General features: G+C 64.9%; 18 protein-coding genes and 6 pseudogenes. 15 read left to right on the top strand and 9 right to left on the bottom strand.

The genetic code is table 11. The features are described 5' to 3' along the window. Nucleotides 1-9: 9 nt before the first annotated feature. From EP7_RS15565 to EP7_RS15555, 3 genes and pseudogenes are all read left to right on the top strand, one after another. Nucleotides 10-291 (top strand): annotated as a pseudogene (locus EP7_RS15565) (IS1595 family transposase); the annotation flags it as partial. 102 nt (nucleotides 292-393) lie between these two features. Next, nucleotides 394-1,440, top strand: a complete 1,047-nt coding sequence (locus EP7_RS15560) for an IS4 family transposase (protein WP_463522264.1) — start codon at nucleotides 394-396, stop codon at nucleotides 1,438-1,440. A gap of 273 nt (nucleotides 1,441-1,713) precedes the next feature. Next, nucleotides 1,714-2,160 (top strand): annotated as a pseudogene (locus tag EP7_RS15555) (recombinase family protein); the annotation flags it as partial. 17 nt (nucleotides 2,161-2,177) lie between these two features. Here EP7_RS15555 and EP7_RS15550 read toward each other — a convergent pair. Together EP7_RS15550 and EP7_RS15545 are read right to left on the bottom strand one after the other, a co-directional pair. Further along, nucleotides 2,178-4,046: a recombinase family protein gene (locus EP7_RS15550; protein ID WP_463522262.1), complete on the bottom strand. Its 1,869-nt coding sequence runs from the start codon at nucleotides 4,044-4,046 to the stop codon at nucleotides 2,178-2,180. Between the two features lie 115 nt (nucleotides 4,047-4,161). Next, nucleotides 4,162-4,383: a hypothetical protein gene (locus tag EP7_RS15545; RefSeq protein WP_463522260.1), complete on the bottom strand. Its 222-nt coding sequence runs from the start codon at nucleotides 4,381-4,383 to the stop codon at nucleotides 4,162-4,164. A gap of 71 nt (nucleotides 4,384-4,454) precedes the next feature. Here EP7_RS15545 and EP7_RS15540 point away from each other — a divergent pair, with 71 nt between their 5' ends. Both EP7_RS15540 and EP7_RS15535 read left to right on the top strand, forming a co-directional pair. Further along, a complete protein-coding gene (locus EP7_RS15540) occupies nucleotides 4,455-6,185 on the top strand; it encodes a recombinase family protein (protein ID WP_463522258.1) in 1,731 nt (576 codons plus the stop codon). 88 nt (nucleotides 6,186-6,273) lie between these two features. Beyond that, nucleotides 6,274-6,492: pseudogene (locus tag EP7_RS15535) on the top strand (transposase); the annotation flags it as partial. A 127-nt stretch (nucleotides 6,493-6,619) separates the two neighbouring features. Here EP7_RS15535 and EP7_RS15530 read toward each other — a convergent pair. The 4 genes and pseudogenes from EP7_RS15530 to EP7_RS15515 form a co-directional block, all read right to left on the bottom strand. Beyond that, nucleotides 6,620-9,091: a fibronectin type III domain-containing protein gene (locus EP7_RS15530; RefSeq protein ID WP_463522256.1), complete on the bottom strand. Its 2,472-nt coding sequence runs from the start codon at nucleotides 9,089-9,091 to the stop codon at nucleotides 6,620-6,622. 27 nt (nucleotides 9,092-9,118) lie between these two features. Further along, nucleotides 9,119-10,741 carry a hypothetical protein gene (locus EP7_RS15525; protein WP_463522254.1) on the bottom strand — a complete coding sequence of 541 codons (1,623 nt, stop codon included), beginning with the start codon at nucleotides 10,739-10,741 and terminating at the stop codon, nucleotides 9,119-9,121. 405 nt (nucleotides 10,742-11,146) lie between these two features. Continuing rightward, entirely contained in the window at nucleotides 11,147-11,929 is a 783-nt protein-coding gene (locus EP7_RS15520) for a hypothetical protein (RefSeq protein WP_463522252.1), read from the bottom strand. A 377-nt stretch (nucleotides 11,930-12,306) separates the two neighbouring features. After that, nucleotides 12,307-12,846, bottom strand: a pseudogene (locus tag EP7_RS15515) (transposase); the annotation flags it as partial. Nucleotides 12,847-12,921: 75 nt separating this feature from the next. Between EP7_RS15515 and EP7_RS15510 the strand changes: the two are divergent. The 4 genes from EP7_RS15510 (at nucleotide 12,922) to EP7_RS15495 (ending at nucleotide 15,252) form a co-directional block, all read left to right on the top strand. Further along, nucleotides 12,922-13,296 (top strand): IS630 transposase-related protein, encoded by a 375-nt coding sequence (locus EP7_RS15510; RefSeq protein ID WP_463522250.1) that lies wholly within the window; start codon nucleotides 12,922-12,924, stop codon nucleotides 13,294-13,296. A 161-nt stretch (nucleotides 13,297-13,457) separates the two neighbouring features. Beyond that, nucleotides 13,458-13,862: a transposase gene (locus EP7_RS15505; protein WP_463522248.1), complete on the top strand. Its 405-nt coding sequence runs from the start codon at nucleotides 13,458-13,460 to the stop codon at nucleotides 13,860-13,862. A gap of 71 nt (nucleotides 13,863-13,933) precedes the next feature. Then, entirely contained in the window at nucleotides 13,934-15,091 is a 1,158-nt protein-coding gene (locus tag EP7_RS15500; RefSeq protein ID WP_463522246.1) for an IS701 family transposase, read from the top strand. 26 nt (nucleotides 15,092-15,117) lie between these two features. Continuing rightward, on the top strand, nucleotides 15,118-15,252 hold the full coding sequence (locus EP7_RS15495) for a hypothetical protein (protein ID WP_463528478.1): 135 nt from the start codon (nucleotides 15,118-15,120) through the stop codon (nucleotides 15,250-15,252). A 31-nt stretch (nucleotides 15,253-15,283) separates the two neighbouring features. On the opposite strand, the pseudogene EP7_RS15490 reads toward EP7_RS15495, so the two are convergent. Continuing rightward, nucleotides 15,284-15,832 (bottom strand): annotated as a pseudogene (locus EP7_RS15490) (transposase); the annotation flags it as partial. On the opposite strand from EP7_RS15490, the gene EP7_RS15485 reads away from it, so the two are divergent. The 5 genes and pseudogenes from EP7_RS15485 (at nucleotide 15,831) to EP7_RS15465 (ending at nucleotide 19,607) form a co-directional block, all read left to right on the top strand. Next, nucleotides 15,831-18,089 carry a caspase family protein gene (locus EP7_RS15485; protein ID WP_463528425.1) on the top strand — a complete coding sequence of 753 codons (2,259 nt, stop codon included), beginning with the start codon at nucleotides 15,831-15,833 and terminating at the stop codon, nucleotides 18,087-18,089. The pseudogene EP7_RS15490 and the gene EP7_RS15485 sit on opposite strands and share 2 nt — an antisense overlap. Nucleotides 18,090-18,155: 66 nt before the next feature. Beyond that, nucleotides 18,156-18,572, top strand: a pseudogene (locus tag EP7_RS15480) (transposase); the annotation flags it as partial. 202 nt (nucleotides 18,573-18,774) lie between these two features. Further along, nucleotides 18,775-18,984, top strand: a complete 210-nt coding sequence (locus EP7_RS15475) for a hypothetical protein (protein WP_463528477.1) — start codon at nucleotides 18,775-18,777, stop codon at nucleotides 18,982-18,984. A 21-nt stretch (nucleotides 18,985-19,005) separates the two neighbouring features. Then, entirely contained in the window at nucleotides 19,006-19,176 is a 171-nt protein-coding gene (locus EP7_RS15470) for a hypothetical protein (RefSeq protein ID WP_463522244.1), read from the top strand. Further along, nucleotides 19,173-19,607, top strand: a complete 435-nt coding sequence (locus EP7_RS15465; protein WP_463522242.1) for a hypothetical protein — start codon at nucleotides 19,173-19,175, stop codon at nucleotides 19,605-19,607. The genes EP7_RS15470 and EP7_RS15465 overlap by 4 nt, the downstream gene beginning before the upstream one ends. Before the next feature lie 34 nt (nucleotides 19,608-19,641). On the opposite strand, the gene EP7_RS15460 is transcribed toward EP7_RS15465, so the two are convergent. Then, nucleotides 19,642-20,223, bottom strand: a complete 582-nt coding sequence (locus EP7_RS15460) for a transposase (protein WP_463522240.1) — start codon at nucleotides 20,221-20,223, stop codon at nucleotides 19,642-19,644. Between the two features lie 29 nt (nucleotides 20,224-20,252). Further along, nucleotides 20,253-20,795, bottom strand: coding sequence for a helix-turn-helix domain-containing protein (locus EP7_RS15455; protein ID WP_463522238.1), 543 nt, complete (start codon nucleotides 20,793-20,795; stop codon nucleotides 20,253-20,255). A gap of 188 nt (nucleotides 20,796-20,983) precedes the next feature. On the opposite strand from EP7_RS15455, the gene EP7_RS15450 reads away from it, so the two are divergent. Continuing rightward, entirely contained in the window at nucleotides 20,984-23,896 is a 2,913-nt protein-coding gene (locus tag EP7_RS15450; RefSeq protein WP_463522236.1) for a hypothetical protein, read from the top strand. Nucleotides 23,897-23,906 lie beyond the last annotated feature (10 nt).

Here is a 23,906-nt window from a genome sequence, read left to right as displayed (position 1 = left end):
GCTGGTCATATGCGGATCAAGTTCAGTAAACTCTCCGAGGCCCAGACCGAGGAGCTGATGAAGTACTTCGTCGCGGGCGTCACCGCACGCACCGCCGCCGACCTGGTGGGCCTGAACCGCAACACCGTCACGGCCTTCTTCGACCGCCTGCGCCGCGCCATCGCGCGGCACCAGGAGCGGCAGCTCGCAGAGGCGTTCGACGGCGAGGTCGAGGTGGACGAGAGTTACTTCGGGGCGCACCGCCGCGGCGGCAAGCGCGGCCGAGGGGCGCCGGGTAAGGTCCCGGTCTTCCTTTCGATTACCCACAAGTGGCCCGTGTCCCCTCGCGGGGGTCCGGGGCTATAGTCAGGCCCCGGGGCGGGCACCGTCGTGCCCCCCTCGGGGGCCGTCACCATGGACGTCTGGGTCGACCACGAGCTCGATGAGGCCGAATTCCCCGATCGCAGGCTGAGGGCCCGCCTGGGCAAGATCCTGGCCGGCCTGGGACGCCGGGTCGGCGCCACGGTGCCGATGGCCTGCCAGGACTGGGCCGCCACCAAGGCCGCCTACCGCTTCTTCAGCAACCCTCGCGTCGACGAGGGCATCATCCTGGCCGGCCACCTCGCCGCCACCCGGGCGAGGTTCGCCGCGACCTCCGGCCCGATCCTCGTCCTCCACGACACCAGCGAGTTCAGCTTCCGGCGCGAGCGGCCCGAGGCGATCGGCCTGCTCTCGCTGCTGAAGGGCCGCCACGCCACCGTCACGCTCTGCGGGCTGCTGATGCACTCCAGCCTGGTGCTGACCCCCGCGGGCCTCCCGCTGGGCCTGGCCGCCGTCAAGTTCTGGACCCGCAAGAAGTTCAAGGGCACCAACGCGCTGAGGGGCAAGGTCAACCCCACCCGGATCCCGATCGAGCAGAAGGAGAGCGTCCGCTGGCTGGAGAACCTGAGGCGGTCGACCGCGTTGCTGGGCGACCCGTCCCGGTGCGTCCACGTCGGCGACCGCGAGGCCGACATCTTCGAGCTGTTCTGCGCCGCCCGCGAGGCGGGGACCGACTTCCTGGTCCGCACCTGCGTCGACCGGCTCGCTGGCGACGGGGGCACGACGATCTCCAGGGAGATGGAACGCGAGCCGGTCCGGGGGACCCACGAGGTCGAGGTCCATGACGACCGCGGGCGAGTCACCACGGCCGCGGTGGACCTGCGGTTCCGCCGGCTGACGGTCCGCCCGCCGATCGGCAAGCATCGCCAGTACCCGGCGTTGTCGCTGACGGTCCTCCACGCCGATGAGCGGGGGGCGCCCGAGGGGCGGGAGCCGATCCGGTGGCGGCTGCTGACGAACCGGCCCGTGGACGACCTCGCCGGCGCGATCGAGAAGCTGGATTGGTATGCCCAACACTGGAAGATCGAGAACTCCCACGCACAATGCCCCTCAAGCAGGCGGTTGTCACGGGCCGCTTGATCCGGTAATCGTGGCCGTTGACGCCCTCCTGAGATTGGCTCGGTTTTGCCATCCGATGGCTCCGGGCAATTTGAACGGAGCCCCATCATGTCGCGAACCGCTCCCGATCCCGCCGCTGCTCCCCCCCGCGCCGACAGGCGCTGAGCACATCCCGCTCCCGAACGACAAACTTGCCTTGGACCACGATCCCGGAGCTGCGGCGGCAGCAATTGCTCCGTCTTCTCGGCCAGGTGATGGCTCGACGACTGCTGGCCGTCCGGCCGGGAGGCGGTCATGAATGACGCCTCGCCGCCGGCCCGTTCGCCCAAGCTCCAGAGCTGGCACCTGTCTCGCAGCGCCATCGTCTACATCCGGCAATCCACGCCCCAGCAAGTCCTCGACCATCGCGAATCCACCGCGCGTCAGTACGCCCTCGCCGATCGCGCGGTGGAACTCGGATGGGCACGTGAGCAGGTCATGGTCATCGATGACGACCTCGGCAAGAGCGGCCAGTCGGCCGAGGGACGGCCGGGATTCCAGCGACTCCTGGCCGAACTCGCGCTCGACCGCGTCGGCTTGATCCTCGGCCTCGAGATGAGCCGACTGGCCCGGTCCTGTAAAGATTGGCATCAGCTCCTGGAATTATGTGCTTGCTTCCGAACGCTCCTGGCCGACGCGGACGGCCTCTATGACCCGACCGACTACCATGACCGACTCTTGCTCGGGCTCAAGAGCTCCATGAGATAAGGCACGGCAAGTTACACCTCGCGCTCCGGTCGCCTCGCCGCCGACCGTCCCCAGCCGCGGCTTCGAGCGACATATCCAACTGAATAAATGTCATACTTCAACCCCTTCGCCGTCCGATAGCCCTCCTCGTTCAGGGTCTCTGCAATCGCCTTGTAGTCACGTGTAGACAGCAGCAGGCGAATCCGTTCGACCGCCGCCGCCGGTGTCTTCGGGGCCCACGCCCCGACGACCGGACGCGGCACGGTGACCTTGGACCGCGCCCCGGTGTGCCACTCGACCTCGAGCCGGATCTGCCCGGCCTCGGTCACCCCATCCAGGTAAACCCGGTGAACCAGGAAACGCAAGAGTTCCTTCCGGTCCTCCATCCCGGTCGTCGCCGCGTGCCAGACTCTGCCGAGGTCGGAGGCCATCTCCCGGACGCGTCGCCGCTCGGCCGCTCCCAGTGGGCTGGCCGTCCGACGGTCCAGTTCCTCGGCCTCCCGCTTCAGTCGCTCCCGCTCCCGCAGCGCCTGCTCCCATCGCGACTCCAGCTCGGCCGCGACCAGTCGGTTGGCCGGGTCGGCCGCCTCGTACCGCCGGCGGGCGATCTCGACCTCGTAATCGGCCCTCTGGACCTGCATCTGCCGCTGCCGCCGGGCCTCGGCCCGCTCGGCCTCGTACGCGTCCATCGCCCGCAGCGCCACGTCCAGCTGGGCCGGGGTGACGGCGGCCAGGAACAACTCGGCCACCGCCGCGTCGACCGGCGCCGAACTCATCATCTGGCACGTCGCCCCGCCGTCGGCGTACCCCGCGACGCAACCGTATCCCGGAGCCCGCTTCTCCTTCGTCGAGTAGTAAAACACGCTCAACCGGGCCCCGCACCGGCCGCATCGGGCGATCCCCTGGAGCAGCGCCTGCCCGCGTCGCGGCGCCCCTCGCGTGCCCGCCCGGAACCAGTTGTCCCGGAGCGTCTGCTGGTTCCGCGCGAACTCGTCCCAGGTGATGTAGGCGGGGTACACGTCGCGGACGCAGACCGGCCAGTCGGCCACCGCCCGGGCCGTCGTCCTGGCCTTGCCGGTCGCCGGGGATCGATCGAACGGGTCGTACTCCTTCTGCCCATAGGCGTACGCGCCTGCATATGCAGGATTGTGCAGAATCCGGATGATGGCACCGAACGTCGGCACCTTCCATCGCACCTCGCCGTGTCCCGGACCGCCCCGGGCTTGGGCCGGGATGTCCAGCTTCTCATACCGCAACCGGGCGACCACGCGGCGGGCCACTCGCAGCTCGGCGAACAGCTCGAAGATGTACCCGAGCCGATCCTGGACCTGGCGGTCGGGGTGCTTGACCACGGCCCCGGCCTCGGCCTCGATGTAGCCGACCGGCAGTGGCTTGGCCAGCTCACCGCGGCGGGCCTTGCTCCATCGCCCGTCGTGGAGCCGGCAGCGGATGGTCATCAGCTCCGCCTCGCTCAAGGTCCCCTTCAGCCCGAGGAGAAGCCTGTCGTTGGGGGCCCTGGGGTCATAGACGGCGGACTCGTCGGCCAGTAGCGTCTTGGTGATCCCGCAGATCTCGACGAGCCGGTGCCAGTCGGCCGACGAGCGGGCCAGCCGGGACGCCTCCAGGGCCAGGACCAGCCCGACCTGGCCGGCGCCGATCTCGGCCAGGAGCCTCTTGAACCCGTCGCGGTGGTCGGAGCGGGACCCGGACCGCCCTTGATCTTCGTCGATGGTCTGCACGTCTGCCGCCGACCAACCCAACGCCTTGGCCCGGTCGGCCAGGGCGTACTGCCGGGCGGTGCTCTCGCGGTTGCTGCGGACCTGGTGCGGGGTCGACTGGCGGACGTAGACGACGGCCTGGCGGCGGAGGTGATCGGCGCGGATCTTGGGATCGTCGGGCATCACACGTCCTCCTCGGTGCCGGGGGAGCGGATGGCCCGGAGCACGAGTCGGGACAGACGCAGGCCGAACTGCTCGCGGTCGGCGGCCGGTAGCAGGGCCCAGAGGACCTCGGGCGTCACGCCGTCGGCCGACGTCGGCCCGATTGGGTGGGCCCGAGCCGCTGGCACAGACGGGCCATCGGCGGAAGGGCGTGGGTCAGGAGCAGCGGTCGATCCGGGATCTTCGGGAAGGCATCGGCGGGCAGGTCGGTCCAGTCGGCCGGGGCGACCGACCGTCGGCCGTCGGGCAGTTGCAGGACGAGCCATGGGGCATCCTCCCTCCAGAAGTAGTCGGTCACGGTGGCAAAGAGGTCGCCGACTTCTGGGCGACAAACCTCGAGGATACCGACCCGAATCCCGCGGATGTGGAATGACTGTGGGTTGTGTTGCACTGCTCACCGGCATGATGAACGAAGCGGAGCTGCACATCCTCAAGCAGAGGATGCACCAGGGGAAATTGAACAAGGCTCGTCGCGGGGAGTTGGTCGTCGCCGTCCCGGTCGGGTACGTCAAGTCGCCGGCCGGCGAGGTCAGCTTGGACCCGGACGAGCAGGTCCGGGAGATCGTCCGGCTGGTCTTCGATCAGTTCGATCGCCAGGGGACGGTGCACGGGGTCCTCCGTCATCTGATCGCCTACGGCATCCGGATGCCGTTACGTCGCCGCGGCGGGCCCGATCGGGGGGAGTTGGACTGGAGGCCCCCGGGCCGGGAGACCGTCCGCCACATCCTCCGCCATCCGATCTATGCGGGGGCTTACGTCTATGGATTTCGCCCGGTCGACCCACGCCGCCGGAAGCCGGGCAGCCCCAAGAGTGGCCGCGGCAGCGGCCTGACTGCGGAGCAATGCCAGGTCTTCTTGAGGGATCGGTATCCGGGGTACATCAGTTGGGACCAGTTCGAGGCGAACCAGAGGCGGATGGCGGCGAACCGGTCGCGAGTCGAGTCGCCCGGCGCAGTCCGGGACGGGTCCGCCCTGCTGGCGGGGGTCGTGCGGTGCGGACGATGTGGGCGTCGGATGTACGTGCGATACAGGCGGAGCGGCGGCTGCCCCACGTACGTCTGCAGCACGCTGCGGTCGGACTATGGCCTACCCCTGTGCCAATCGGTCTCGGCGATCGAGGTCGAGGCCTGGGTCGCCCGGGAGGTCGTGGAGGCCTTGCAACCGGCGGCCCTCGACGCCAGCCTCGAGGCGGCGTCGCGGGTCGATGAGCAGCGACGTCAGGTGATCCGCGACTGGGAGCGTCGGGTCGAGCGGGCGCGGTACGAGGCCGATCGGGCCGGCCGGCAATACCAGGCCTGCGAGCCGGAGAATCGCCTGGTGGGCCGCACCCTGGAGCGTCGCTGGGATGAGGCGTTGCAGGCCGTCCGGAAGGCGGAGGAGGACTTCAATCGTTTCCTCAGGGCGCAGCCGCGATTGTTGGGGCCGGCCGACCGGGAGCGGATCCGCCGCCTGGCCGCGGAAGTCCCGTCCTTGTGGCATGCCCCCACGACGACACACGCGGACCGCCGCCAGATCGTGAGGCTCCTCATCGACCGCGTGGTGCTGACCGTTGATTCAGACAATGATCATGTCAATGTACGAGTCGAATGGGCCGGAGGTGCGGTGCGGGAGCGGACGCTGCCGAGGGAAGTGTTCGGATGCACGAAGCAACGACAATGGAAACCGCTTTCATGCCGACTCGCGGCCCTGCACGGCCTGGGAGAGACGCCCAACGTGATCGCGACGATCCTCGACCAGGAGGGCTTTCGGCCGCCCAAGAGGGCGACCCGGTTCACGGGCGGGATCGTACGACGGTTGCTCCACGAGCTGGGCCTGAGGGCCCGCGTGCCGCGCCAGACGGCGGCGGGCTTCCTGGCGTCGGGTGAAGTGTGGTTGCACGACCTGGCGCAGACCCTGGCGCTATCGCCGTACACGTTGCACGGCTGGCGGAAGAAAGGCTGGATGCACACGCGCCAGTTGGGCGGCCGCGGCGGCCCTTGGACGGTGTGGGTCGACACGACGGAGTTGGACCGGCTCCGGGCGTTGAAAGAATGCCCCCGACTGTGGAATCATCAGGAGCGATTGGCCCGATTGCGAACACCAGGGCCGCGTGGCGACTGATCTCGTTCGTCCGAACCGGAGGGGGTCGAGATGGTGTGACTCGATCCCCCTCTCACACAACTTGTGACTTGGAGGGCAGTATGACAGGTCCATCGAGAACTCGCTGCACTGGCAACTCGACGTGAGCTTCGGCGAGGACCAGAGCCGGACGAGGAAGGACCACGCGGCGGCCAACCTGGGTGGGTTGCGTCGGACGGCGTTGAGCCTATTGAAGAAAGAGACCAGCGAGAAGGTGGGGGTCAAGAATCGACGGCTGGTTGCAGGATGGAACACCGACTACTTGCGCAAAGTGCTATTTGGAGCGTAGGTTGAGACGCAATCGCCCTGAGCTTGAGGTGGTGGAGTTGCAGCCCACCAAGGTGGACGCCCGGATTATGCCGCACATGTTACATCCGACACTTCCACCGCACCCGACAGCCAGTGGCCTTTACAGTTTAATCTCGATCATTGTACTTAATTTTAAAGTCATCTACTTTCTCCCGTGTCTTGTTATCACGGACCCAGTGTACTTGAAATCCTTCGTCAAATTTTTTCGTTGTCAGCTTTTCATAACCAGTCCAAAATGGCCTTTCAGGCTTCCCCATTTCTGTAATGAATACCTTGCCTGAGTCTGGGTTTGACATTACCTCTTGCAAAGCGTTCCATTCCTGGTTGGAGAAATTGGCCGCTCCAACACTCCAATCAGGAAGCTTGCCTAATTCGGCTGGAACGATTCCTGATTCTGCTGCAGTACCAATGCCCTTACTGGTCAGAATTGACATGGCGTTTTCAAGCGAGGTGGGCAGTTTACTCATAATTGAAAACGCTCCAGCAGTTGCCGAAGCGAACTCAAGCGGCATGGCAAATGGCATTGCTTGAAACGCTTGATAGTCGACACCTAGCAAATCTTGCAAGGATTCGTCTACCATGGATACTGCTACAAATACGCTTGCAACCATATTTGCAGGAATAGTGCTTAAGTTATAGAATCCTAAATAGGTATTACTTAACACGTTTTGTAAATTGTTGCCCGTGTTATTATAACTAATAGTCTGAAAAGCATTCCAATTGCTGGTGGTGTACGCGAAGGGAACGTGGGCTGTACCTGAACCCGGTTGCGCCCTGCTACCCGGATCAGAAGATTGGCCATTAATTCCTTCGGCGTTGGCAACCGGTGTGTGAGTCGGTCGTGAGTCCCCGGCTGGGTCTCTTGGCCTCTCCGGACGGTCAAGAGGTTCACGCCCGGCTCGTCTGCCTGGTACTTTCGGATTGTTCCCCTCATCTCCATTGGTGTTCGCGTCGGACTTTTGATATTGCGAATCCTTACTATTATCTGCAGTTGATGAATCCGACTCGCCCGATGAGCTGGCACTGGTGGATTTGCCGTAGTCAGGATTATCATAATCGGACCTTTCTTCGCCCCATCGAAGAGTAATTCCCCACGGGTCGGATTGGTCGGTAGAGTACTTGGTGCTAGAAAATGAAAAGTCGGATGCGATATTTATTCCGCCTTCAGGAAACTCAAATCCACCGTCTACTCTATCTCCTTCATTCGGCTCCTTGCCCGGCGCGGGCGGACCCATCGGCTCCTTGCCCGGCGCGGGCGGACCCATCGGCTCCTTGCCCGGCGCGGGCGGACCCATCGGCTCCTTGCCCGGCGCGGGCGGACCCATCGGCTCCTTGCCCGGCGCGGGCGGACCCATCGGCTCCTTGCCCGGCGCGGGCGGACCCATCGGCTCCTTGCCCGGCGCGGGCGGACCCATCGGCTCCTTGCCCGGCGCGGGCGGACCCATCGGCTCCTTGCCCGGCGCGGGCGGACCCATCGGCTCCTTGCCCGGCGCGGGCGGACCCGTCGGATCCTTGCCTCCTCCACCACCACCACCACCGCCACCACCACCACCGCCACCACCTCCACCGCCGCCACCATGGCCGCCACCGCCACCGCCACCGCCGCCACCATGGCCGCCAGGGTCGGATTCCCTGAGGAGTGAATAGTGCATTAAGAGAGACTGGGTTGCCGATGACCTGGCCCGGCCGAGGGTTGGATCAGCACGGAGACCCTGGTTTGAGACCAGGTCGACGACTTGAATGGGAGGCGAGCGAAAAGACTCGTTCACGCCGATAGCAGGGTGAGTAGCAATGACCAGAATTCGATAGAGGTAGACGCGTCCCGGCGAAACCTGTAGATCGCGGAATATGCCCGCTGCTAAACTCGAAGACGTGAAGATGACTTTTGGGCTAGCGACTCCCGGCATCTCTCTCGATATTTCTATTCGTGAGCCCACCGAACCTGCAAAAGCTGGAACCGTATCCCACGCAAGCATGACTTCGGTTTCACTTCCATACTGGGGAATTCGACGAAAGTTTACGGGTGTCGGCGGACGTGTTACGGCGTCAAACGACGCGCTCCAGAATGAAGTACCTCCATGATCATCGTCCCGCTGTCTTGCACGCAAGGAAATAATGGAGTTTGCCGATTGCCCACTAATTGTCGCGGGATTCGCTACATTCGCTATAGGGATTGAGTCATTGAGGAGCAGATCGACAGCCAACCCAGCAGTCGTTCCGCCGACTGCCAGTTTCAGGAAGTCCGGCCCCCGTGATGTGTCGGCTGGCGCTGCGAATGTGGGGACTTGCGGGACGGAAGGACGAGTCCACAGATCGAGGGGGTCAGAGAAAGGTGAAGCACCGTCAACGTTTTTCGCACGGACCGAAAAATGCTGAAGTGTGTCCGGAACCAAACCACTTACAACTACATCGCTTGTCTGATCGTCAACTACGACGCCGTTTACGGACAGGTCATAACCCGATGCGTCAGGTACTGAATTCCACGCAATTCGAATCGAGTCCTGACGCCGTGATTCCTCTTGCTCCTGCGGATTCGCACCAAACATGAACGGCGGACCGGGCTTATTGGGCAGTGCCATGTTGGTTAACTTCCTGGAACGGTGTAGTCACAGAAGCTCAAGGGTCACATCGTCCTTATCGAAATTGTAATTAATCGGCAATTTGGTTGTGTTGCCAGGGCCACGGTTGTCGCAGAACAGTACCAAATCCCATTCGTCGTTGTCTGCGTCGTGTCCTCGCATCGCGGCAACGGTTCCGTTCAGTGTGACCGGCTCGGGTGCTGCTGCTTCTAAGACATTCTTGGCGGTGAGCTTGACGGCACCACCCAAACGAACCATAGAGCGGGACTGCACCCGACCGACGATCAGTACATCCTCATGATTCTCGACACGGACAACAGCCTCACCCGCATTGACCTGTTCGCCTAAGTCCTTATAGATCCCAGTGATGACGCCTTTGATGGGAGATATGAGGAACCGCTGGGCCAGAGCTACTTGAAGCTGCCGAAGCCTGAGGTCGATCATCTTCAATTGGTTGTCAAACAACCTCTCAAAATGTGCTGAGCGTAAGCCGAAAACCGTGTGGTTCAGTAGCTCATCCTGAAGGGATGCTTGTGCCCTGTGGAATCGCATTCGGGCTTCTGATGAAGGATGAGAATATATTGGTTCTCTTGTATTAGCATTTTGTTCGAATGAACTATTAGTAATTAATTCATTTGTTCCATCACTGGTAATGGTTTCATTTGCAGTGGTCACTGTCATGGATGTCACATCTGCGAGAGCCTCGGAATTACTTAAGCTTGTCCCGTGGTCCACAGAGTCCCCATGAGCCACCTGGTTATGCGTTTTGATTTCAGTCGCTTCAAGTTCTTTCCAACCACCATCAAATACCATCGGCACGTTTACCGTATCTGAGGTGACGTGGCGAGCGGCGTCCTTGAAATCCGTAGGCTCTTCGACATGGTTGTCCGCAAGATGGACGTTGTGTCGAACAGTCAAATAATATGCGTTTGCGGGCGCATCAGGTTGTTGGGCAATGGCCCTCGTTTTAATTGCAAGTAAATTTGCAGTTGTTGTTATCGTCGAATCGTCTATGGTGGTGCTGTCTGACGTTGTATCCGTCTTGACTACCGTCTTACTTTTGAGTTCGGTTTTGGACTGCGAATCACTTTTGTTCGTGCCATCTGTGTGGCTCTTGCCAGTCGAATTGGCGGCAGAAGTGCCGATGCTCGCCGTCGACGGTCCCTCGATGACGCCCAGACGTCCCTGGGCCGTCAGTAGTGCCATCATATCGGTGAACTGCTCGCTGGAAGCGGTGGCGATGGCCTGCAGGCGGCTCACCTTCGAATCCCCAGTTATTCCAAGCGGGTACAGTTTCCGCAACTCGGCGATTATCAAAGCTTTGTGAGAAAACCGCTCCAGGAAATTGTTTTCCCGATCAATCATAGCCTCATCTAACGATGCACGAAGAGATTCGCGCCGCAATGCGAAGAGATAGCGGGAACTCAGAAAGCTCTCGATCTCCTCTGAGGCAAACTTCAGCTTGGCGTGATCTCCAGCGAGTGTCTCACCCAGCCGTGAGTAAAGGTCTTGCAGATTGAATGCATCGACCTTTTCCCCAAGCTTTGCTAGCTGTGCGTTCTGAGCGTCGAGAATACCGGACTCGTTAAACGCTAAATCAGCCGATTGGAACGGACGAATCGTCAGTGATCTGACTTTTGCCTCTGCCATTATCGTCTCTCCCACTTATGCCACTTCCGGTTTGTAGGGCCATTTCCAACCGCCGACCGAAACTTGACGTTGCTCATGCAGAACTCGGGTGCATCACAGAACAGTGGACAGGGGAGTCGCCGTGCGGGGTGTTGCATTTACATATTACACCGCGCAGGCCATTCAAAGGGATGATGTATGACTCGCCTGCTTGTAAGACTCCGATCGTCTTGCGACTACCGGTCGTAGTGGTCTCCGTCACTACCGTGACCGGATCGCCGAACTCATCAACGCGTATCCAAAGGATGATTTGAACCGAGAGGTTTACGGTGATTCCTGCTCCTCCCCAGAGGTAGGTGTCTTTTTCGAGAACTTTCACTCGGTAAAGCGAATATGTGCATTCAGAATCAGTCATCTTGTCTCCTTTCAGTCTTGGTGAAGTACTTTCCAGCCCGTATCCGAGTCGAAAAAGCGAACTGACACCGAAAGGAGATAGCTTTCCCCATAGCGTGCGCGGATGACTTCGGGAGTTACCCACTCAAGTAGGAGGGGCGAACCATTTTTGGGGGTCAGGGTCAGTACTTCCGGAGTTTCCTTGTCAGTTTTGAAGGCAACCGCTGTGAAAGTGTCCTGTTTGGATCCGTGGCGCACGGCGAATGCGCCGTTCGGACCTTTAGAAGCAATCGCTATTTGCCCTCGTCTGTACAACTTCGAAGCATCCCTAAAGTCTCGTCGTGCTAAGTTGTTACGGAAGTAAGCCTCGACCGTGTTATACGTGGGACCGGAGATACGCAGGCGCAGGTCATTTGAGTCAGAACCTGCCTCGAAGGAAGTCCTTGAGCCCAGGCCGACTACAACCCAAAGTGCAATCGCGGCTGGAACAGTGATGAGCAATAGTGCGGGCCATCGAATTAATGCCGTGGCAACTAGCCCAAGCATTGCAGATGCCAGGAGCGACGCCGACAGGAGATTCGATGTGTCTTCGACGACGAGTCCCGCTATGAATAGCCCCATAAAAATTGCAACTGAGAGTGGCAGGCCTATAATAGCGAGTACAGGCGATCTTCGATCTGAAATCTCCGGCGAACTGTTAGAGAGATGAAATACTTTTCGGATTGCGTGCAAATCCCTTCCGAGCAGGGCGACTAGTGACGAGAGCAGCAATACGAGAGCGACGAACGTGGCCAATAAGATCGCAAATATTTCCATCGAATCAAGTACTCCGATAGTGAGCCTCATTAACCACGTCGCACGCAAGAGAAGTGGTAGACCGATCATCCGAACCGAGATGAGGAGCGAAACATGCAAGAAAAGTAGGTTTGCTTCGCTTAGACCCTTTGCTTAAATTCGCTTTTTTACAATTTGGACCTGATTTTAAGACGGGTCAATAGGGCACTGGTGAATAATTTCTGGCCAGCTGTTCTTTCCGACTCGTTCCTCGCTACCCCTAATACTACAGTTGTAACTCGCGAATATTATTAAGTCATTATGAATTAACCACTTGCGCATGATGGCCTTCGGCGTGAACAGAGGGCCTCGGTCCGGGTCCAGCGAGCTTGTGTCAAATGTTGTGGACGGGTTTTGATTCAGGCGGCGTCCTTGACCTCGATCCCATCGACGAACTTGCCCCCCGAGATCACGGCCCGAAGGCGAGCTGAGCCGTTCAAAGAACGCCAACTCTTCGAGGCACTCTCCATCAGCTTGAAGACCATCGACAGGCACGCCATTCGGCTCCCGCTCCCCTTGGCCTTCACGGTCCGAAGACGCACCGTGGCGAACGACGACTCGATCGGGTTGGTCGTCCGGATGTGACGCCAGTGCTCCGCAGGGAAGTCGTAGAAGGCGAGCAACGCCCCACGATCCTTGGCCAGGCAGTCGGTCGCCTTCGGGTACTTCGCCTCGTAAGTCGCCACGAACAGGTCGAACGCCTTCTCGGCGGCGGCCTTCGTCTCCGCCTCATAGATCCCATGCAGGGCCGCCTTGGCCCTGGGCTGCACGCCCTTGGGCAGCTTGTCCAGGACGTTGGAGGCCTTATGCACCCAGCACCTTTAGCCCTTGGTCGAGGGCCAGACCTGGGCGACTGCCTTCCAGAAGCCCAACGCCCCGTCGCCGATGGCCAGGCTCGGCTCGACCGTTAGAGCGGTTCCCTATTGAACGTGGTGTGCTTTTCTTCGATTCTCCGTGAGGGGAGGGCTCGGAGAATGGCCACCTACTCGATAGACCTGCGGGAGCGGGTCATCGCCGCCTGCGATGAGGGGATCGAGACGCGTGCCGAGGTCGCCGAGCGATTCTCGGTCAGCCAGTCCTGGATCCGCCTGCTTCTCAAGAGACGCCGGGAGACCGGCTCGTTCGCGCCGAGGCCGCACGGCGGGGGCAGGGTTCCGGCCTTCTCCGGCGAGGCGGCCGAGCGGCTCCGCGACGCCGTCGCGGACGACCCCGACGCCACGCTCAAGCAGCTGGCGGCCGCCGCCGGCGTGGCCTGCGGCACTTCGGCCACCGACCGGGCGCTGAGGCGGCTGGGCATCACGCGCAAAAAAAGTCGACTCGGGCCGCCGAGCAGGATCGGCCCGATCTGAGGGAGGCCAGGGCGGCCTGGCGCGAGGAGTTCGCCGGCGTCGCCCCGTCCCGGCTGGTGTTCCTCGACGAGAGCGGCGCGACGACCGCGATGACCCGGCGGTACGGCCGATCCCCGCGAGGCCGGCGGGTCGATGCGGCGGTGCCGCACGGCCATTAGAAGGTGCTCACGCTGACCGCGGCGGTCCGGCTCGGCGGCGTCGGCGCCTGCCTGGCCTTCGACGGGGCGACGAACTCCGCCTGCTTCGAGGCCTACGTGGGAGGATGCCTGGCCCCGACCCTGAGGCCCGGCGATATCGTGGTGATGGACAACTTGGCCTGCCACAAGACCGCCGAGGTGGACCGGCTGATCGTCGCCGCGGGCGCCGAAGTCCGCTATCTGCCCGCATACAGCCCGGACCTGAACCCGATCGAGTCGATGTTCTCCAAGCTCGAGGAGTCATTGCGGGCGGCCGAGGCGAGGTCGATCGACGACCTGATCGACGCGATGGGCGAGGCCCTGAAGTCAATCACACCGGGTGATATCCTTGGATGGTTTCATCATTCAGGATACCGCCACGCTCAATAGGGAACCGCTCTAGTACTACAGTTGCAATTGAAACCCTGGCCACGTAGCGTGTTACGCACGGAGGCCGAGCCATGCCATCGCAGCCAACCGCCGCGGACGTCCGTATCTGGGCCGACGAACTCGACGTCGTGGGCGAGCGACTGGCCCGCCGATTTGCACGGTCCGAGCCGCGGAGGCGGGCCGGCGAATATCTCCGCGGCCTGCTCTCCGACGCCGGACGTAAGAACGGCTGGCAACTCGCCGAGCGGGCCGGCGATGAGACGCCCCACGGCGTCCAGCACCTGCTCGGACGCGCCGACTGGGAGGCCGATCGGGTCCGCGACGACCTGGCGGCCTACGTCCGCGAGCACCTGGCCGACCCGCGCGGCGTGCTGATCGTCGACGAGACCGGGTTCCTCAAGAAGGGGACCAAGTCCGCCGGCGTGCAGCGGCAGTACTCGGGCACCGCCGGGCGGATCGAGAACTGCCAGGTCGGCGTCTTCCTGGCATTCGCCGGCGGCCGGGGCCACGCGCTGGTGGACCGGGAGCTGTACCTGCCCGAAGTGTGGGCCGGCGACGCCGACAGGCGCAAGGCCGCCCGGATCCCGGAGGAGGTCGCCTTCGCCACCAAGCCCCGGCTGGCCGAGCGCATGCTCCGGCGGGCCTGGAACGCCGGCATGAAGGCGGCCTGGGTGACAGGCGACGCGGTCTACGGCAACGACGCGAAGTTCCGCCGGACGCTGGAGTCCAACGGCCAGGCGTACGTCCTGGCGGTCAAGAGCGACCAGCGGCTCTTCGACGGCCGGTGGCGGGACCGGGTCGACGCCATCGCCGAGCGGCTGCCGGCCAGGGCGTGGCGCAAGCTCAGCGCCGGGGCGGGCTCGAAGGGGCCGCGGTGGTACGACTGGGCGGCGGAGTCATTCGGCGAGGCCGACGCGCGGGGCTGGCGGCTCTGGCTCCTGGTGCGGCGGCACTGCGAGCGGAAGGACGAGCGGGCGTACTACCTGTGCCGCGGGCCGGCCGACACGCCGCGGCGGGAGCTGGTCCGCGTCGCCGGGTCGAGGTGGGCGATCGAGGAGTGCTTCGAGCGGGCCAAGGGGGACTGCGGCCTGGCCGACTACGAGGTGCGGAGCTGGGTCGGCTGGTACCGGCATGTGACGCTGTCGATGTTCGCCCTGGCGATGCTGGCGGTGATCCGGTCGCGGGCGGCCTCGCGGCCCTCGCCGCGCGAAAAGGGGGCCCGCGGCTGATCCCTCTGACGGTGCCCGAGGTGCGGGTGCTGCTCCTGCGGCTGGTGTGGGACCGGCTGACCCCGGCGGAGCGGGCGCTGGCGTGGTCGGACTGGCGTCGAGCCCACCAGCAGGACGCCAAGGAGCACCACTCCAAGAAGCGGCGGTCCAAGCCGCCTTAATCAATTGCAACTGTAGTACTAGGCCGCGGGCCCGGCAATCCAGCAGCAGCTCCTTCCAGGATTGCTCGCCCTCGCGGTAGCCGTCGGCCACGGCGATCAGTTCCTTCGACCCCTCGGCGGTGGCACCCATGAGGACCAGGATGCACTGGCGGTCCTGCTCCAGGCGGATGTTGAAGTGGACGCCGTCGGCCCACACGTAAACGTAGCGTTTTCCCGCCAGCGACAGCTTGCCCTAGGCGGCGAACTCGTCCTCCCAGGTCGACTTGAGCCGGGTGACGGTGGTGGCCGACAGGCCCGGGGCGTCGGGGCCGAGCAGTGCACCGGGGGCCTCGGAGAAGTCGCCGGTGCTGACGCCCTTCAGATACAGCCAGGGGATCAGCTCGTCGAGGCTCCTGGTCCGCTGCAGGTAGGGCGGCAGGATCGCCGAGGTGAACTTCTCCCGCTCGTCGGCGGGCCTTCGATCGTGGACCCGGGGTTGCTTCACCTCGACCTCGCCGAGCCCGGTCTGGATGGCCCGCTCGGGGAGGTGCCCGTTGCGGACGACCTGCCGTCGCCCGTCGTGGACCCTTGAGGTGGGCATGGGCGTCGATCCAGGCGAGGACCTCGGCCTCGACGGCCTCGGCCAGGAGACGTCGGGCGCCGTCCCGCAGGAGGTCGGTCAGGATGTCCTGGACGCCGGGCATTGGCCCGGCGATTGGGAGGGTTGTAGACTCTTCCACGGAGGCGTACTCCTCGGCCATTTCGGCCGGCTGGTAGTCTTGCGATTCACCAAGGGTACGCCGCCTAAATCAGACCGCCATCCACAACTTCCGGTTATAGCTCGAGACAAATCCATGATTAGGGATCCGAAATACCATGTATTGCTCATCGGAATTGACGCGTACTCCGTGAAACCGCTAAGTGGATGCGTCAACGACATTAAGGCTATCGAGCGCCTGCTACACGATCGCGCAAATATTCCGAATGAGGAGATTACCTGTCTATCGTCACCACGAGGGGATGCGGCTCGCGAGCGGACAAGCCGTGGCAAGCCGGCCACTCTTGCGAACATCCGAGACGCGCTCGGCGCACTCGGTTCGCATGAGGTCCAGCCAGACGACCGAGTCTTCATTTATTACTCCGGGCACGGCGCGAGAATTCCTGTCGTCGGCCCTCAAGGGGCTTTCCATTGCGAGGCCCTTGTGCCGGTCGACTTCGATCAGGTTTTAAATCCTCCAAAATTCTTGCTCGATTTCGAACTCAACAGGCTACTTACCGCGATCGTGAAACGCACAACTTCCGTGACGGTGGTCCTAGACTGTTGCCATTCGACGGGCGCGACGCGGGACATTATGATCGGTCAAGACATGCAGTCCCGCAGCCTGGACTTCACGAAGGACCTAGCCAGGTATTCGCCCCTGCATATCGGGTCGGACTCTGCCCCGCCGGGCTGGGATGCTCGTGGTGCAGCCGCCGTGGACGATTGCCAGGTAGTGGCGGCGTGCCTCAACCACGAGCTCGCGCATGAGGCCCTAGGCGACGATGGCGTGAGGCACGGCCTCCTCACTCGGGCTTTCGTGACGCTCTTGGAGCAAGTCGATGCCGCCGAAATCCGGTCCATAACGTGGGCTCGGATCTGGCAGAGGATGCGAGGCAGTGTCGAAGAGGCCAATCCGAGTCAGCACCTCTGGATGTCGGGAAGTGCTGCACGCGCCGTCCTCGCCGGCCCGCCGGTGGACGGCGATGCAGGTTTTGGCCTGAGGAGAACGGGCCCTAACGAGTACGTGATCGACTCCGGCACGCTGGCGGACATCGACGAAGGGGCGAGGCTCGCCGTCTACGGGGAACGGCCTCCTATCTTCCCGGAGCTCGGCAGCCGCGAGGATGACGCGGCACGAGTCAGCAAGTCTCTTTTATTGGTGACAATCGCTGAGCGGGCGAGTGCCGTCGCCCGCTGCGAATCGACGCCTTTCGACATCCCGCCCGGGGCACGAGGGCGGCTCGTCCAGCCCGCCCCCGCCGCTCGCCTGAAATGCGCCGTGGTGCCGGACGACCCCGCTATCGTCGCGTCGCTCCGTGCCTCGGAGCTGCTCTCGGTGGTCGATGATCGCGAGGCCCAAGTCCGCCTCGAAAGACGGGCCGACAGCGCCTGGATCGTCACGGACGACGTCGCCGGGGCGAAGCCGGGCTATCCCTCGCTCGCCACCCTTCGCCCCGATCAACTCGGCCTGGCCCGTCCGGTGCTCGAACTCTACACCCGGTATTCCCTGCCGCTCCGGATGGCGACTCGCTGCATCGACCTTCCCGGCCAAGTTCGGGTGAAGCTCCTCGCCTGTCCCGCTCCCGGGTTGCCCGAGGCCCAGGCGCAGGAAGCGGATCTGCCCGAAATGAGCGGGGACGATGCCCTGGGCTATGCGCTCGATCTCGGATCGGCCTTCTGCGTCCACGTCGGCAACGCATCGATCGAGACACTCCGCGTAACCCTCCTGAACTGCGCGGGGAGCGGCCGGGTCGAGTTCCTCGGCGATCAGATCATCGCCCCGCGCTCCTACTACCGATTCTGGCTGGGCAACACACAGGGGGCGCCTTTCGTGGCGTCAGCGGCGCCGGGCGCCCGCTCGTGCGTTGACCGTCTAGTGGCCATCGGCACGACGCGGATGGATAAGGATCTCAGCTCCTTGCGCAACGACACCCGGTTTTCGGACATCCTGGCCTCGAAGTCCGTCGGACAAGAGCTGACGAGGGAATTATCCACAGTCCCGGCCTCGCCACCGATTGAGAAGTGGACCGCGACCCAGGTGTTGCTGGGAGTCGGCCTGCCCGGGGCGGGTCGGGAGCCGACGCCGGCGCATGGCTGAGGCCGCCCGCGGCCGGGTTGGCCGTCGGTCGCGTCGCCAGTCCCAGATCGGCATCTACCACGGCCGATGGGCCGGCGGCGACGCGGGGACCTAAGCTCGACTGATGCAGAATATCGAGGGGTCGCCTCGGCGGTAGCATGGGGATTAGCACACGCACCCCAGGCCACCAACCGAGGACGGCCCTCGATGATCCTACCCGCCGAAGCCCGACCGCTGTTCGATGCTCTGTCACCCGTCTTCACCGCCCCGACCTTGGTCCGTTTCGTCACCCTCTTCGGCTCGGCCATCCTCTGCACCGGGCGACGCACCGTCGCCAACCTGCTCCGCACCGCCGCCCCGCTCGCCCAAGGCCACCGCACCGCCTATCAGCGAGTCCTCTCCTCCGCCGAGTGGTCCGCACTTCGTCTGGCCTGCCGGCTTGCCCGCCTGGTCCTGGCCCTCCTGCCCGGCGATCAGCCCGTGATCCTCGTCGGAGATGACACCGTCGATGGTCACCCGCGCGCAAGGTCTACGGCAAGGCCCGCCATCGGGACCCGGTCCGTTCCAGCCACGGCTACACCGCCTGGCGGTACGGCCACAAGGCGGCCGTCCTGGCCGTGCTGGTCCGCTTCTCCTGGGCCAACCGACCCAGGGCATTGCCGGTGCTGGTGGACCTCTATCGCAGCGAGGAGGATGACCGGAAGCGTTGCCGCCCCATCGCACGCCCGCTCAGATCATGACCACGCTACTGCGGCAGATACTCCCGTGGTTCCCAGACCGGCGGTTCGTCTTCGTCGGAGACTCGGGCTTCGGCACTCATGAGATGGCCCGGTTCGCATTCCGCCACCGGCCCCGCCTGGGCCTGGTCAGCAAACTGCATCCGGAGGCCAACCTATTCGAGCCGCCTCCGCCGTAATCGGGCCGGGGGAGGCCACGGGTGAAGGGGCCACGGCGGCCCAAGTCGAGGCAGTCGGTCGAGGGGGCGGTGCTCTCGACCGAGGAGGTGGCCTGGCACGGCGGGGGGCGGCGGAAGGTGGGCGTCACCACCGGCACGGGACACTGGTACAAGGCGGGCGAAGGCCTGGTGCCGATCGTGGGGTGTTCGTGAAGGACCAGACCGGCACGCATCGGGACGAGTACTTCTATACGACCGATGCGTCGATGACGGCGGTGGCGATGATCGAAGCCTACGCCGGCCGCTGGAACCTGGAGACCACGTTCCAGGAGGCCCGCTGCCTTCTTGGGCTGGAGAGCACCCGGGGCTGGTGCCGGCGGACGGTGCTGCGGGCCGCCCCGTGCCTGTTCGGGTTGTACACGGTGGTGGCCCTGCTGTACCAGGCGTTGCCCGAGACAAAGCGATCGGGCCGGATCGAGTGGCCCGGCAAGACGGGCGTGACGTTCTCCGATACCCTGACCTGCGCGCGTCGCTGGTTGTGGCGGGAGTGGGTTTTTCCACAGGCCGGTGGGAGCGGCCCTGTGGATCAACTTCCCAAGGCACTGCACAAGGTCTTGATTTATGCGTTGGCCCCGGCGGCTTGAATTTCGACTTTCTGCATCAGTCGAGCTAACTGGCTCATCCGGCAATTGCCCTGATTCCCGGCACGGCGGCGACTCCAGGTTGCCGTCGGGGCCGATGGCGTCGTCGCCGACCCCACACGAGCGGATGGCGATGCTCGTTCCAGTAGGCCGTCGCCGCCGCGACCGCCTGAGTAATCGCCTCCCACGTCTCGAACCGCCGACCCTTCAACGCCAGCGACCGCAGCAGCTTCCACCATGGCTCGATCAGGTTGAGATACGCCGCGTACTTCGGCTGGAAGACGAACTCCCAACGCGGATGAGCCAGGCCGAAGAACAGCACATCGGGGGCGCGGTGGGCTTTCAGGTTGTCGACCACCGCATACACCCGCTCGAACTCCACAGGCAACCACGCCTCGGCCTTCTCCAGGAAGTCCACCCAGTTGGCCGTGGTCCGGCCACCGTGAGGGGCCGTCAACGCCTCGCCCGTCGCGGGGCGAAACGCCCCGAAGATGTAGCCCTTGCCGCGCCGGCCGTAGTCCGCCTCCTGAGTGGCCCGCCCGGCGGGTTGAGGCTGCCCCTGTTCGTCCGTGCCGGGATCGGCATGGACCAGTCGCGATCCGCGGAAGCTCTTAGCCAACTCCGGCCCCATCTCGTCCAGGCAGACGACTACCGAGCCCTCGGGAGGGGACGTGTAGAGTTCGGCGATGACCCCCTTTTTACGGCGAAGTCGGGGTCCACCCGCTCGCCGAACCATGTCTCCTGTTTGCGCCAGCGGAGGCCCTCCTCAATGTGGATCTCGCCGATGCGACTCCGCCTCTTGGCTAGGGCCTTCTGGTCGTCGAGATAGACGTGAAGGCGGTCCATCGTCCACGAGGCGAAGGGCAGGCCCAGCGACTGCGGGTCGGTCAGGGCGGTGGCGACGACCTCGGCCCGCTGCCCGGCGCAATAGGTCGGTGGCCGGCCCGAGCGGCGTCGCTCCTCCAGCCCGTCGAGGCCGTGATCGTTGAATCGTCGGATCCAGGCATAGGCCGTGGGCCGCGAGCATCCCAGGCTCGCCGCGATAGCCGCGGCCGATAGGCCGCTGGCGGCGGCTTGGATGATGCGGGCCCGCTCGATCGAGCGGATTGGGGCGGTTCGTGACTGAATCAGGGCCGTTATGGCCAGCTGTTCTGCGGGATTTACCGGGCGAAGGAGGACGCGGGCGGCCAAGAAGCACCTCCGAAGATGATACCCCCCCATCCACCAGCAAATCGCTTGCCGGATAAACCGCTAAGCAAGAGAAAAAATAAGTTGTTTCCGGTTTGAATGCGCGAGTCGGTACACTTTGCGAGTTCGCGGCCGTCGGCATAGCGGGAATCCCAAGGGCGAGATTCTCCACCGTTATTATGGGGTGACTCATGGTCCCCATCGTCGTACGCGGGCAGCAGGAGCCGCGCGTCTTCACGCCGATCTCACCGGACCTCTACGCGTCTCCCGAGGGGCCCGCCCCCTCGCTCGAGGAACGCGCCGCCGACCGGGTGCTGGCGTTGTCCGCCGCCCCGTGTCGGGGCCGTGTTCGCTATGGCTGGCGGATCGCTCCGGCCGCTCGGCTGCAACGACTCCTCCACTTCCACCGCGAGGCTCATCAAGCCGAGCAGTCGGGCAAGGCGCGACGCGCGGATGCGTTCTGGGCGGAAGTCGTGCGCGAGTTGCGCCTCCTGCCGGGAGCCTCTCCCGCGTGGGCGGACCTCGCCGCGGAATTGCGACGCGAGCACGCCGCCCAGAAGCTGGGAAAAGCCCGACGGCTGCGCCGCCGCCTCGTCGACGAGGTGCTAATTGACGGCCTCGTCGCCTGGATCAATGGGCATCTCCAGGGCGGCCAGGCGCCGCCGGATGCGGGGCGGGCCGCCGACCTCGTCGCCGTGCTGGAGCGGGTCCTACGTCACTCCGAACTCGACGTGGACTGCCAACGCGACCTGATGAAGCAGGCGACCCTAGCCTGCGTCGCCGGGCTCGAGAAGGCGGGGCTGTGGGACCGCGCCATCGGGCTGGCCGCGACGCTGGCGGCGTCCGATCCGGAACGGATCGATTATCCCAATCGCTTGTCCAACCTCCTGTATCAGAAGTCGGTCCGGGGCATTCCCAAGGTGATCTCGGAATCGGAAGAGGCCTACCTCCGCCAGGCTGCGGCCCTGGGGCATGCGATCCGCGCCCACGAGGCCTTCCGCGCCCGTCATCCCCTCTGCCCGGACGCCTACGACTCGCTCGCCTCGCTCCATTCTATGAGGGCGGTGAGCCTGTGCAACGGCGGCCGCATCTCCGAGGGACTGCTGGCCGTCGAGATGTCCCTGGCGTATCAACCGGAGGCGCCCGAGGCACTGAACGTCCGCCTCCAGCTCGAGTCTTTGATGCGGTCCTTGCTGGCCGAGATGAGGACGATGATCGCCCGCCTCGGCACGCGCTCGGTGGGATACAACCGGCAGGTCACCACGAGCCGGTCGGCGGAGGGGCGGCAATTGCAGCGCGAGGCCGACGCGGGGTTCGGCCCGCGCGACGAGTATCGGAAGGGGCCGACGGTCGCGGCCCTGGCCCGCGCCCGACGGATCGCCCGGGGCCGCCACCTCTGGGAGCGCGCCGGCTTGCCCCGACCCGACTGCGACTGGGACGCCCTCGCCGCGCGACTCGACGAGGGGCTCGCCCTGGTGCTGGCGCGTCAGCCAAAGACCGTCGCCGATTTGCTTTACCATTGGGCCGTCGTCCGGGCCGCGCGCCCCGATCTGCAGGTGGCGGATTTTGCCCCCGAGACACTCCTCTCATTCCTTGGCCAGACCGAGCAAGAATCGGCGCCGCCGGGTCCATCGGCCGTCCTTACCACCCCGCCCCTCCGCAAATCCAGCCCCGGCCCGTTCGACCTCTGGCTGGTCCGGCCGTGTGACCTCTCCTTCAAGGCGGCCGTGGCGGCGGGCCTGCTCCTCCTGCTGGCTGGCGGCGTCTTGTCAGCCCAGGCTGAGTCGGCGAGGATGCAGCGAGACGCGGCCTTCGCCGACCTCAAAGCGGCGGCGGAACGACTCGATGGCCCGGCCGGGGCCGATGCCGCGGGACGCTTCCTGAACACCGCGTTCGTGAGCCGTGACGGCCGCTCGGCCGCGGTGCGAAAGCTCCACCTCGCCGCCCCGGGGTGGCCCGCGGCCCGGGCGCGGAATGCGGCCTACGAGCGGCTCATGGCGGCCGCGTCCAGGCGCGACGGGGCGGGGGCGGTCGCGGCGGCGGATGACTTTTTGAAGACGGCCCTGGGCGTGGACGATCCACGGACGCAGCAGGTTTCGGAGATCCGCGGACGGGTCCGCGAGTGGCCCGCCCTCGTGGCGCGGGACAGGGCCTACAACGACGTCGCGACCGCCTCCCGGACGGGTGACGACCGGGCCCTCCTGGCGGCGGCCGATCGCTTCCTCCAGGCCGCCGGGAGCAACACCGACCCCCGGGCAACGCTGGTCCGCGACCTGAAGGCCCAGGCCGCCGAGGCGCCGCGCCGGCGGGCAAGAGACCAGGCCTATGGACAACTCACTGAGCGCATCGCCGCCGTCCTGGGCGACTCCGCCGAGGCGGACCGCGACGCCCTCGACGCGGCCGATCGCTTCCTCGCCGCCGAGCCCACGTGGGGCGCCGCGGATCCTCGCAAGGAGCAGGTCGAACGCCTCCGCACGGCGATCCTCGCCGCGCCGAAGCGCCGCGAGCGGGACGCGGCGTACCGCTCGCTCATCGCCGCGGCCCGCCTGGGGGAGCCCGGCGAGGCGACGGTCGGCCGCGAGGCGGCGGCCTTCGCCGCGAGCCTGCCGAAGGGCGAGACCGATCCCCGGGCCGAGCAGGTCGCCCGGCTGGGCGATCTCGCGCAGGAGGGACCGAACCTCCGACGCCGCGACGACGCCTACGGCCGTCTCCTCGCGGCCGTCGCCGGCAAGGACGAGGTCGCGGCAGCCCAGGCCATCGCGGATTTCCGGGCGGCCACGCCGGGGAAGATCGCCGACCCGCGACGCGGCCAGGTGGACCGGGCCGAGCGGATGGCCGCCGAGTGGCCCGGCCGGCGACGGCGCGACGACGCTTTCGCCCGCCTCCGAGCCCTCGACTCCGCGGCGGATGACCTGGCAGTCATTAATCTCGCCGAGCAGTTCCTCCAGGCCCGGCCCCGCGAGGGGGAGGACCCGCGCACGACGCAGGTGAGGCAACGCTACGACGCGGCGTTCGTCCGTTGGTTCGCCGGCGGCCCTGAAGGAAGCGAGGCCCAGGAACGGGCCGATCGATACCGGACTCTCACCGCGCCACCGACTCGATGATGGAGTTCCC

The sequence above is a fragment of the Isosphaeraceae bacterium EP7 genome, assembly GCA_038400315.1.
Lineage (GTDB): Bacteria > Planctomycetota > Planctomycetia > Isosphaerales > Isosphaeraceae > EP7.
This window is presented reverse-complemented; position numbering and strand designations above follow the sequence as displayed.